Source organism: Mesorhizobium sp. M7A.F.Ca.AU.001.01.1.1 (genome assembly GCF_004022735.1).
In the GTDB taxonomy this organism is placed as follows: domain Bacteria; phylum Pseudomonadota; class Alphaproteobacteria; order Rhizobiales; family Rhizobiaceae; genus Mesorhizobium; species Mesorhizobium ciceri.
Genome location: NZ_RZPF01000120.1, coordinates 1 through 11,564, shown reverse-complemented (window position 1 = coordinate 11,564; position 11,564 = coordinate 1). Strand labels below are relative to the sequence as shown.

The window sequence follows — 11,564 nt, the reverse complement described above, 5'->3', positions numbered from 1 at the left end:
CAGTTTCATATCAGTTCCCCTTGTTGTTGGTCTTCATTGCCGTTGTCCGGTGCGAACCGGACGCTTCGAGAATGCTTCCCTCACAGTGTCCGAGCCAGGAATTGGCGCAGACGCTCCGAGCGCGGGCTGCCGAACAGCTCCGCGGGCGCACCCTCTTCCTCCACCTTTCCCTGGTGGAGAAACAGAACCTTGTGGGAGACCTCGCGCGCGAACTGCATCTCGTGCGTTACGAGGATCATGGTGTTGCCTTCCTCCGCCAGTTGACGGATCACGCGCAGCACCTCGCCGACCAACTCGGGATCGAGCGCCGATGTCGGTTCGTCGAAGAGGATGACTTTGGGACGCATCGCGAGCGTTCGGGCGATCGCGGCGCGTTGCTGCTGGCCGCCTGATAACTGGCCCGGATAATGAGCGTGCTTGTCGGCGAGCCCGACCTTCTTCAACAAAGCGTGCGCATGTTGGATGGCCTTCTCGCGGGGCTCCTTCAAGACGTGCCGGGGCGCTTCGATGATGTTCTCCGCCACAGTCATGTGCGGCCACAGATTGAAGTTCTGGAACACCATGCCGACGCGGGCGCGGATGCGTTCGACCTGCGCCATATCGGCTGGCCCAAGACGGCCGCTCGACAGCGGCTTCATCTTGATCACCTCGCCATCGATGGCGACCTTGCCGCCATCCGGCTGCTCCAGAAGATTGATGCAACGCAGGAACGTGCTCTTGCCCGAGCCCGACGAGCCGATCATGGAAATGACCTCACCGGCATGGGCGGTGAGATTGACGCCCTTCAACACCAAAAGCGAGCCGAAGCTCTTGTGAAGCTCGTCGATCTGCACGGCCGGCGTGGTGATCTTTGCCTTGTCAGCGGGCGCCGGATCGGCCGCGACGGCAGGAAGGGTTGGCGGCGTCTGTTCGCTGCTGGTGTCCTGGGTTATCTCGACGGTTCGCAGGTCCGCCAGCGCACGATCGAAATAGCGCAGGCTGCTGGACAGGCAGGTGCGTTGCCAGTCTGGGTCATCCGGGATGAAGGCGCAACGCAGAGTGTCGCGGATCCGCTTGCCCAACGGCGAATCGAGCTTGCCGAACAGATGCAGCCAGTTGTCGGCCTGGACCGCTTCCATGACAGCCGGCCCGTCCAACGTGCCGCATTCAACGACAAGCGGCAGCACGCGCGCGTTCGGCATTGCCTTGCGGACGGCATCGGAGACATAGCCGGTCGCCGTTGCCGTGATGCCGGTATCGGTCTTGGCGCCCTGGCCTGTCAGGACTGTCGCCAGCGCCGGCCCGAAGATGGATTTGCCCCAGGCAAGGCCGTCATGCTCGGAACTCGCCACAGAAAGCAGAGCCGGATAACCGTAAGGCCCGGCGCCGGTATGCAGGTCGAAGACGATGGCCTGGCGCGCCGCGCCGGCAAAGGTCTTCAGAATTTCGTTCAAGGTGCGGTTCGACCAGACCGGGCCGCCACCGCCGTAGAACATGCCGTCGGCGAACTCATACTGGCCGGCTTCGACGATCGCCGCCAGCCCGGCATGCCCAAGCCTTTTGCGCGCCACGGCGAGCTTCTCGTCGGCCGCTATGCGGTCCGGTCCCTCCCACTCGCGATACGCCATGGCGTCGTGCAGGCCGGCATAACCGTTGTTGACGGGAGCACTTGAAGACCAGTCGATGAAGTTGCGGTTGAGGTCGACATTGTCCTCGTTGACGCGCCGCGACCAAGCCGTACCCCAGGGATTGATGAGGTGAATGGCAAGGATGGCTGTGTCGCCGGGCAGGCGCCGCAGGTGCTTCTGGCCGAGCCACGCGGTCTGGCAAGTCGAGCCGAACGGGCCCTCGACACCATGCGTACCGGAGATGAGCACGATCAGCTTGCGCGCATCGCGGCGGCCAAGCAGCGCCACATCCGTCGCCAGCGTCTCGCCATCCGGGCCGTTCAGCGGATGAACATATTCAGACAGTTCCGCGCCGGCCCGCTCGGCGGCTTCGCGAAATCTCCTGCGAAGGACGGCGAAATCACGGGCATAGGCGGGGGCTGGCTCATCATGGCGCATGGTCGATCCCACCGGATCGCTGGCGGTTGCGGTCAATCCGTTCATTCCCTGTCGTTCCACCGTGGGGCTATTCATCGTTGTGATGGCTCGTGTTCTGAGGTGGCAATCGGCGCTCATTGCCGGAAAGGAGCGGCCTGGAGGACCGGACAAACCAGGCGTCGGAGGGAAGCACCTTGTCGGGGTTCATGATCGACTGATCGTCCAGCGCTCGTTTCACCCGCTCCATCGCGGCGAGCTTCGTCGGGTCAACCGTCGCCAGCAGCGAATGGATGCGCTTGGACCCAACACCGTGCTCGGCGGAAAAAGAACCGCCAATCTCCCGCAGTTGTTGGTACAGGACGCTCTCGGCAGCCTCCGCTACGTCAGGCGCCAGCGGACCCTGACGGTTGAGGATGATATGCAGGTTTCCATCGGCCAGGTGACCGAAGACATAGGGCGCCAGACCCGGTTCGATCGCTGCGAGCCGGGGCAGGATTCTGTCGAGATAGGCCGGAATTTCCGACAGAGGCACCGACACGTCGAAGGAAGGCGCTTGGGGATGGGCGCGATAGAGCACGCCGGTGTCCTCGCGCAACCGCCACAGGTCTTCCTCTTGCCGCCGCGAGCCGGCAATGATGCCGGTGGCTTCAGGATAGCGCTCCATCACTTCCGAATAGATCCGCTCGAAATCTTCGCGCAGCGCCTCTTCGCGCGCGCCGCCAAGCGACAGCAGCAGGAACAGCGGCTGGTCGAGCGGCACGCTCGGTTCGGACCATTCATGCGCGGCTGCGGCCAGGCTGAAATACGAGGTCCACATCGCCTCCGCCGCGCGCAAATGTCCCGCATCCGATTCAAGCGCCAGACGAATGACTTGCAGCGCCGCTTCGACAGACGGCAGCCCGAAAAGCGCGGTGGCGGTGGCTCGGGGCGAAGGGTCGAGCTTGACGACCACGCGGGTCACGATGCCAAGCGTGCCCTCCGCACCGATGAAGAGATGCTTCAGATCGTAGCCGGCGGAATTCTTCACCACCCGCGTCAGATCGGAATAGACCGATCCATCGGCCAGCACGGCCTCCAGGCCAAGGACGCGGTGGCGCATGACCCCGTTGCGAAAGGCCATCACGCCACCCGCATTCGTGGAAACCATGCCGCCGATCGTCGCCGAACCGCGCGCGGCAAGATCGATACCGGGCTCCAGGCGGTGCTCAAATGCGGCAGACTGCAAAGCTTCGAGCGTAACACCGGCACCGACGATCGCCACGCGCTCGACGGGATCGAGCCGCTCGATCCGGTTCATGCGTGCCAGGGAAAGAACGATCTCGCCCGGCCGCGAGACACTTCCGCCGACCAGGCCGGTCCGCCCGCCCTGCGGCACGATCGGAATCTCATTTTGACTGCAGATGCGCACCACCGCGGCGACCTCGCCGGTCGATGAAGGCGCAACGACGATGCCGGCGGCGCAATCCGTCCCGTTCGAACCAAGGTCGATCGCCCCGGCATCATCACCGATCCGCACATTCGAGGCGCCAACGACATGGCGGATCGCGTCGACAACCGACAACGGCACCGCTTGCTCGATCCAGTTCGTTTGCCTGGGAGACGCGTGGCCGCTCATCGCCCAGCCAATCCCTGAAGCGCCGTGATCAGCCGGTCGTTGTCGGCCGGCAAGCCGATGGTGGCGCGCAGATAGTGCTCGTAGCCGGCTTCGCGCCACGCCTTGACGATGATCCCCTGCTTCAGGAGACCGGCGGCAACGCTGGAGCTGTCGCCCTTGCAGTCGAAGAACAGGAAGTTTGTCTGCGACTGGGCAACCCGGAAACCAAGGCCCGTAAGTGCGGCGGCGGTGCGCACGCGCTCGGCTCTGACGCGGCCCGCCGACGCCTTCATCCAGCTTTCGTCGGCCAGTGCCGCAATAGCGGCGACCTGTGCTGCCGCATTGACGTTGAACGGCGTCTTGGCGGCCGCGATCACTCTTGCCAGTTCGAAGCCCGAACAAACGGCATAGCCAACGCGCAGCCCCGCCAGGCCATAAGCCTTCGAAAATGTGCGCAGCACGACATGGTCGATGCTGCTGTTGCGCAGGACCTCGATGCCGTCGGGCGCGCCGGGATCGGCGAATTCGAAATAGGCCTCGTCCAGGACAAGAAGCGTGCCGGGTCGCACGGCGCCGATCAGCCGTCGCAGGCCAGCGTGGTCGAGACCCGGCCCGACCGGATTCCACGGCGAGGATATGAAAACGATCCGTGGCCCAACGGCGATCGCCGCTTCGAGCGCGGCAAGATCGAACCCCATCTCGGGTTTCATCGCAATCTTGACGACATCGGCACCGGCAGCCAGCGGCTCTATCTCATGCAGCCCGAAGCTCGGCACCGTGGTGACGACCGAGGCGCCCGGCACCAGGACGGCGCGCGAGATGGCGGCGATCATCTCCTCGGAACCATTGCCGGCAACGATCATGCCAGGATCGATCGCCAGTTTTTCGCCAAGCGCCGCCCGCAGCGCCGTGCAGGCCGGATCGGCATAGCGCCATGGCTCGAAGGATGAGGAGGCCAATGCGGCCATGACGGCGGGAGAACACCCATCCGGGTTCTCGTTGCTGGCCAGCCGGGCGACATCGTTGCGGCCACTCAGCGCCCGCGCCATCGCGATGTTCATGCCGGCATTGTAGGGCGGCAAGGCGGCGATATGCGGATTGAGCGGCAGGCTCGACGCTGGTTTGACCGACTGTTCCAAATCCCGACTTCCGTTTCCCCGCGCCCACGCGCGGCAATCTTGTCAAATATCGAGGACGACTGATCCGCGCGGCTTGGAGCAGCACAACAGCACTTCGCTGCTTCCAAGCTCGTCCAGCGGTTCCTCGAAATAGGCGATGTCGCCCGAGATCAGCCGCGACTTGCATGTGCCGCAGATGCCGGCCCGGCAGCTGAATTCCGGCAACAGACCTTGGTTCTCGGCGAAGTCGAGCAACGATACGGCCGAGCCATCCCAGACGGCCGTCAGGCCCGACTTCCGAAATTCCACGGTTGTCGCTTCCCCGGCCGGCTCGATCCTTGCCGGCTGCGCTGGAACCGCGGGAACTCGCACTGCATCGGGCTCAAGCACCGTCGCCGGGCCGAAGAATTCGTAGGCAATGCGATACCTTGGCGCGCCAAGCTCGCGCAGCATGACGTAGATCGCCTGCATGAACGGCGGCGGGCCACAGAGGTAGAAATCATAGTCATCGATCGGCAGCAAACGCTGCAGCACGTCCCGCGAAATCATGCCTTCGCTATGAAAGCGCTGCTCGGCCTTGTCGCGCTCGGACGGGAGCCGGTAGCAGAAGTGTGCGGTCAGGCCGGGACGGGTCGAGACCAGGTCGGTCACCTCATCGCGCAAGGCATGCACATCGCCGTTGTCGCAGGCGTGAATGAAGACGGCACGGCGGTCCGGCAACGAAGCCAACGCATGCAGCATCGACACCATCGGCGTCAGCCCGACGCCGCCGCTGAGCAGCACGACTGGACGGTTGCTGGCCTTGTCGAGCACGAAATCGCCGCGCGGCCCTTCCGCCTGAAGCACATCACCGACGTCGATACGGTCATGCAGGAAGCACGAGCTTATCCCATCGGGAAGCCCCGGCCCGGGTGCTGCCTCACGCTTCACACTGATCCGATAGGAAGCGCTGTCTGGGGAACAGGAGATACTGTAGTTGCGCAGCACATATCCCCTTTCGCCGGCGGCCTCCCGCGCTACCGGAATCCGGAACACCAGGAACTGGCCCGGCTGGAAGTCGCGCCAGTCCTGTGGATCGACCGGCTCGAGATGGAATGAAGTGATGAGGGCGCTTTCGCGCACCTTCGCGACCAATTTCAGGTCGCGAAATCCGCTTCTTGCGATGGTGTCGCGAGCGGTGAATGCATTCATTCGGCAGCTGCCAATTGCTGGCTCTCGCTGGCGATCAGCTTGGCCAGGTTCCGGCGAAAGCGCAGCGGTCCGACATCTATCTTCAGATCGAGATTGGGCGTGCGCTTGTTTGCCATGCCCTTGTGCACGGCATTGAGCACGGTGCGGTCCTCGTCGAAGGCGCCGCGCACAGAGGTGGCGAACTGGCGGGAAACCTCCAAATCGTCGGGGGCGAAATTGCGCATCTGGAACCAGTAATATTTCGTCTGGTTCTCATCGACCGGCGTCATGAAGTTGTAGCTGTCCATGAGGAACACGTCCTCGTGCAGCGGCTTGCCCTCGCCGCCGGTGCGGGCCGGCACGAAGATCGCCTTGATGATGGCGTTGGAGGGGTAGCGCACTTCGTAGTGCTGCTTGCGGTCGCAATTGCCTGAGAATTTGAGGAAAGGCGCATAGAAGGGCGCCGGCGCGGCATCGACCACCCAGCGCCACACGGTCACGCCGTCCGCGCCTACGGTGGTTTCGAGTGGCGCATCCTCCATCGCCTGAACGCCGCCGAAGGAGGACTGGTGGACCCAAGACACATGCGAGGGGTCGAGCAGGTTGTCGGTCATGTAGAGGTAGTTGCAATCGAGCGCCATGGACTCGCCGCGATTGACGCCCCATGCCGGATCGCCCCAGTGGTCGACCGCGAAAATCAGCGCGGGGTCGGCCTTTGCCGCTTCGCCCATCCATATCCACAGCAGCCCGTAACGTTCGGCGATCGGATAGGAACGAACGCATGCCACATGCGGTATCTTTTCAGCACCGGGCACGCGCGTACAGGTTCCGGTGCTGTCGAAGGTCAGCCCGTGATAGCCGCATTCGACAGTGTCGCCCTTGATGCGGCCCATGGACAGCGGCAGCTTGCGGTGGGGACAGGCATCCTCGAGCGCCGCCACCACGCCATCGGTCCGGCGGTAGAGGACAATGTCCTCGCCAAGTATCCGGGTCGGCACCAGCCTGTCGGCGACCTCATGGTCCCATGCGGCAACGTACCAGCAGTTTCGAAGAAACATGGCGTCCTCCCGAGCTTGTGACGCCTAAACGAATATCTTGCGGGCCTGGGACGACATAGGGCTTGCATCTGTGTTCTATTTTAGAAAAACTAAATCAAGCTGACCCCAGGATTGTTGCCCAGGTGAAGAAGACGCCCCCACTGCGTGCGATACAGGCCTTCGAGGCTTTCGGCAGGCGTGGCAGTGTGACGGCGGCCGCCAACGAACTCGGCGTCTCCGTCGGCGCGGTCAGCCAGCAGATCCGCAAGGCCGAAGACGCGCTGGAGGCGCGGCTTTTGGAACGGCGCGGCAGGAGTGTCGCCCTCACCGCGCTGGGCCGCGTTTACCACGCAGCGGTTGCCGTCGGCTTCGAACACATTCGCGACGCCCAGGATCTCATCGAACAGGCCCGGTCCGCGGACACTTTGACCATCTCCTGCCTGCCGTCGTTGGCCAGCAAATGGATCGGCCCGCAGCTCCTGGATTGGCAGGTCGACCACCCCGGCGCGACCGTGCGGCTGGTGGGCGCCGAGACGGAGCCAAGGCTGGGCGCCGAACAAGTTGACTTCCGTATTTCGTACGGCACGAAATATCGTGATTTCGAGCACTACACCGAACTGTTCACCGACTGGGTGGTGCCGGCCTGCTCGCCGACGCTGCTGGCGAAACATCCGGTCGGCAAGCCCGCCGATATTCTCGATCTGCCGCTTCTCAGCATCGAATGGGCCCGCGATCACCGCTCGCCGCCGACATGGGCGGAATGGGCCGCAAGCATCGGCGCGGTGCACCGCAGAACATCCGGCGAAGTGGCCTTTTCCCTGTCGAGCGCGGCGATCGATGCGGCGGCCAACGGAAGGGGCTTTGTGCTGGCGCAACTGTCGATGGCTGCCGACGATATCGCGTCGGGCAGGCTCGTCGCCCCGTTCGACAAGCGGATCAGGCTGCCGGAACCTTATTTTTTGGCTTGGGATCGGGCCATTCTTGAGAAGCCTTTTGGTCCTGAGCTGCGAGCCTGGATTGTTTCGATTTCCAAGCGACTGGGCGCAACCTTAGCCGGATAGCCGAACACCGATCTGGAGACACAAGTTTGCATCTGCCGAGTTCGCGCGCACCAGCGTCTTAAGAGATCCAGACATTGGTCGGCGGTGTGCGGTCCCACGGATTGCTTCAGTTTGCCCTAGATATCTCGACAAAAGTCCGCTTTTTTCGCCCTTCTTGCACCGCTAGCCGTCGGGCGGCTTTGCGACCCAAAACAGCAGCGTTCGCGCCCTCAAGTCAACAGGGGTTCACTCAACTTCCCTGCTGTACGAGATCCCGGCGAACTCGGAGCCCCTGCTTGAGCAAATTCCGACGTACACGAAGTCCTGGCCCCGCCCACAATCGTAACGCCGGCTTCCTCATCAGCGTCCTGTAACCGGCGACGGGTCTCCAACGTGCCCGTGTCGTCATTGCCTGTAACAATTAGATCAAAAGTTTTCTGGCCTGCGAGAGGCGGCCTGCTGTTTTGCTCGAATCACTTGCGATGGAAGGTGCGGCGTTTCGGTGGCAGCCCCAGCGCGCTTTGAAATGGGATAATCCCTCGCAGATCGCCTTTGCAACGGGGATACCAATCTCGGATCGCGAAAGATCGGCGAACCAGACCTGCGAACCACAAACTTCGCCGATTTCATTCAGCAGGTCGGTGACGTTGCTTTCGCCAGCGCTTTCCAGGCCGTCGGCAGGCTTGCCGATGGCGAAACGAAAGTTGCGCACGTCAGCGAAACGCTTCCAGCGGGTCATCCGACAATCGTCATCGCTCATCGTTTTATTACGGGGCCGTTCTGCCCTTTCGGCATGGGCCTGCATTGCAGCTTCGGATTGTATCAATTCCAAAAACGCGGACCGGGCGGCAGCAACCATATCGAAGCTGCACCCGAAACCCACCGCCATATGCTCGCCACTGTCTTCGCAGCTGATCGCCGCCGTCACAATGGCCGTGCGGAAGGACGAGATATCGAGAAGCCAGAGCCTGCGTCCCGTTTCTTGGCGATGCTGCTGGATGTGAGACGCCAAGCCTTGGTCATCAAGCCGCGCGATATCCAGCCGCTTTCTCAGGGAGCCTCGGTGCCACCATATCCCTGTGGCGTCTCGTTCGACGAGTTCAAGCAAGGCGCGGGTTCTTGCATCCGCCCGCGTTGTGCCAGCGGCGCAACCATTGGTGTCGACGTTCAAGCTGCAATCGCCATATGCGACGTCACCAAAGCGGCCATAGCAGAGAAACGCCGGACAAAGCGCGACCCTATCGTCATGGAAGCTGCGAACGGACGCCCATAGCTGGGGATTGTTCAGATGATCCGTTGAAGGGATACTGTCCCAGCCACGCCACATTCTGTTGAGCCGATCGCGATGTCGGATCTGTTCCAGCGAAAAGCCCAATACCTGAATCGCATCGATCCTCATTCCATCGCCTGGAGAGCCGATGCGTGCTGACGCCGTGACGTCTTCGGCTCTGCAGGCCCAGCTGGAAATCTCCGCGGCCTCTCCGAGGCAAGACAGCACGGCCGTGCCGGCATCAAAGCCTTTGCCACTTGCCGTGAATCGTTTCTCATTCCCTTCGAATGGAGCAATGTTGGACATAGCCAGGAATCCACCCGGAACATCGAACACTTCAACGCCAATGTCGTGCCGTGTCGCGAAGTGCAAAAGGGGCAGCCCATTCTCGGGCGCAGCGACAAGGGTCGCAGCCAGATTCTCCAAAACATCCAAATCATCTTCACTCGACTGGCGGTCCCAGGTCGGGTCGTCTTGGTTCACCGTCATCGGCCGGCCGTGATGCATCAGCAGAGCAAGCGTTGTCCAATGCGACCCGCGCAACAGCATGTTGGCTCTTTCAATATCTTGGCTTCTGCTGTTTACGTAGGGTAAGCGGTGGCGCCCGTTGGCGACCGAGACGATAGCCGGCGGAGTTGACAATTTCCACAGACGGTCTGGCGATTAGGCTAATCGGCGGTTTCGAGCTTCGCAAGGGCTCGGAGACGTTCTCGTTGGGCAAGCGGAAGGCCTGCGCGATTCTCGCCTATCTGTTACTGAGCGGCAGGTCACGCGAGACGCGCGGGCGACTGGCGGCATTGCTTTGGAGCGAGCAGGACGAGGAGCATGCGCGCGGATCACTGCGCCAGTGCATAAAGGATCTCCGACGCCTGGCAAGCGAGACCAGGCTTAATTACCTCGCGGTCGACAAGCTCGTCCTGGGAATCGATCCGACTGCAATCCGTTCCGACATCGATGAGCTTGAACGTGCGCTCGACGACCGCAATTATGACGGTGCGCTGCTCCTGCTGGCCAAAGCCAGGGATGGACTTTGCGCCGGGTTGGACGATTGCGATCCTGTCTTCGACAACTGGCTGAGAATGCAGTCGACGATGATAACCGACAGGCTGGTGACACGGCTCGCAGCCTGGCTGGCGGCCGAGACAGACCCGAGACAGCGCAAATCCATCGCTGCGTGCATCCTGCAACTTGATCCGTTTTTCGACGATGCCGTGGTGGAGACCATTCGGAGGGTCTGTGAGGAAAGCGGTTATGCCCGCGCCCTAGCGTTCTTCGACCGCTACGCGGCCGAACTCAAAGCGGACATGGATCTGCGACCACCGGCAGAAATCCTCCACCTTCTAGAGGCGCTCAAGCCGGGCAACGACGGTGAAAAGCGGGCGGCTGACCCCGACCTTGCGCAAAGCGATCACGACAGCCGCATCCCAGGGAAGCCGACAATCGCCATCATCATTGCCAGGCGCGAAGCAGAGAACGAGCACCTGCAATTTGCCTTGGCGACAGAGCTTCTGGCTTCGATTTCCCGATTTAGGCATTGGACAGCCGTGTCAACGGAGTTGCAAGCCGGTGAATTCTCACTGGATCAGATGCATCAGGCGGCAGGCGAACACGTGGATATCGGCGTCCTCATCCGTCTGATCGACACGGATGGACCAGCAGTGTTCCAAATTACCTGCTATGATTTCCTGCAAGAAGGAGAAGCCTTCGTTCTCACCGTTCCGTCGGATCCGTCTTCCTGGCGCTCGGCCTTCAATGAAGTTTGCGCACGCTTTTCCGCGCGCCTGCAGATTGCCTTGTCCAGTGCCAGGCTGCATCGCATATCGCAAGCTTCCCCGAACCATTTCTCGGCCTATGATTGCTGGCTGGACGGACAGCGGCTTTCGATCATGTGGCGAAAGGACACCGAAGAAGCTGCCATCGCCCGCTACGAGGAAGCCATCCGGCTTGATCCCGATCTGTCCTGCGCTTATTCCAGCCTCGCTGCGGTGCTCAACTCGCGTTGGATCGTCGTTCCGGGTGCATCGTCGATCGAGCAGGATCTAAAGCGCGCATTCGAACTGGCCAAGCGTTCGGTCCTGCTCGACCCATTCGACCACCGCAACCAGGTAAATCTGGCCTGGAGCCACCTTCTGGCGCGACGCTGGGAGCTGGCCGATTTTCACTTCAGCCTTGCACATGAGCAAAATGCCGGGAACCCCGCGACGTTGATCGCCTACGCGCTGGCCAGCTCCTTCATGGGTGATCATCAACGGGCATCGGAGCTTTCGAAGCGCAGTTTCGACCTCAATCCCATGCCCGACGCTCACTATCA

8 protein-coding genes are annotated in these 11,564 nt (G+C 62.1%); 2 read left to right on the top strand and 6 right to left on the bottom strand.

The genetic code is table 11. From position 1 onward, the window contains the following. Window positions 1–80: 80 nt before the first annotated feature. From EN884_RS40105 to EN884_RS10145, 5 genes are read right to left on the bottom strand one after another with little or no spacing between them, the layout of a single operon-like run. A complete protein-coding gene (locus EN884_RS40105; RefSeq protein WP_082826520.1) occupies window positions 81–2,090 on the bottom strand; it encodes a DUF2817 domain-containing protein in 2,010 nt (669 codons plus the stop codon). Between the two features lie 22 nt (window positions 2,091–2,112). Then, entirely contained in the window at window positions 2,113–3,639 is a 1,527-nt protein-coding gene (locus EN884_RS10160) for an FAD-binding oxidoreductase (protein WP_063168717.1), read from the bottom strand. Continuing rightward, window positions 3,636–4,757, bottom strand: a complete 1,122-nt coding sequence (locus tag EN884_RS10155; RefSeq protein WP_082826519.1) for an aminotransferase class I/II-fold pyridoxal phosphate-dependent enzyme — start codon at window positions 4,755–4,757, stop codon at window positions 3,636–3,638. Before EN884_RS10155 ends, EN884_RS10160 begins: the two co-directional genes overlap by 4 nt. Window positions 4,758–4,799: 42 nt before the next feature. After that, a complete protein-coding gene (locus EN884_RS10150) occupies window positions 4,800–5,927 on the bottom strand; it encodes a 2Fe-2S iron-sulfur cluster-binding protein (protein ID WP_063168716.1) in 1,128 nt (375 codons plus the stop codon). After that, window positions 5,924–6,964: an aromatic ring-hydroxylating dioxygenase subunit alpha gene (locus EN884_RS10145; RefSeq protein WP_013530418.1), complete on the bottom strand. Its 1,041-nt coding sequence runs from the start codon at window positions 6,962–6,964 to the stop codon at window positions 5,924–5,926. Before EN884_RS10145 ends, EN884_RS10150 begins: the two co-directional genes overlap by 4 nt. A gap of 122 nt (window positions 6,965–7,086) precedes the next feature. Here EN884_RS10145 and EN884_RS10140 point away from each other — a divergent pair, with 122 nt between their 5' ends. Then, a complete protein-coding gene (locus EN884_RS10140; protein ID WP_013530419.1) occupies window positions 7,087–8,004 on the top strand; it encodes a LysR substrate-binding domain-containing protein in 918 nt (305 codons plus the stop codon). A 400-nt stretch (window positions 8,005–8,404) separates the two neighbouring features. Here EN884_RS10140 and EN884_RS10135 read toward each other — a convergent pair whose 3' ends face one another. Next, the gene (locus EN884_RS10135; protein ID WP_063168715.1) at window positions 8,405–9,802 is read right to left on the bottom strand and encodes a YcaO-like family protein; all 1,398 of its coding nucleotides are present in this window, start codon (window positions 9,800–9,802) and stop codon (window positions 8,405–8,407) included. A gap of 164 nt (window positions 9,803–9,966) precedes the next feature. Here EN884_RS10135 and EN884_RS10130 point away from each other — a divergent pair. Continuing rightward, the coding region (locus EN884_RS10130; RefSeq protein ID WP_164894962.1) for a hypothetical protein at window positions 9,967–11,564 on the top strand (1,598 nt) is incomplete at its 3' end.

Coding starts and splice junctions, on each gene's coding strand:
- EN884_RS10160 (WP_063168717.1), bottom strand. CDS start 3,639: ATGAGCGGCCACGCGTCTCCCAGGCAAACGAACTGGATCGAGCAAGCG.
- EN884_RS10135 (WP_063168715.1), bottom strand. CDS start 9,802: ATGCTGTTGCGCGGGTCGCATTGGACAACGCTTGCTCTGCTGATGCAT.
- EN884_RS10145 (WP_013530418.1), bottom strand. CDS start 6,964: ATGTTTCTTCGAAACTGCTGGTACGTTGCCGCATGGGACCATGAGGTC.
- EN884_RS10150 (WP_063168716.1), bottom strand. CDS start 5,927: ATGAATGCATTCACCGCTCGCGACACCATCGCAAGAAGCGGATTTCGC.
- EN884_RS40105 (WP_082826520.1), bottom strand. CDS start 2,090: ATGAACGGATTGACCGCAACCGCCAGCGATCCGGTGGGATCGACCATG.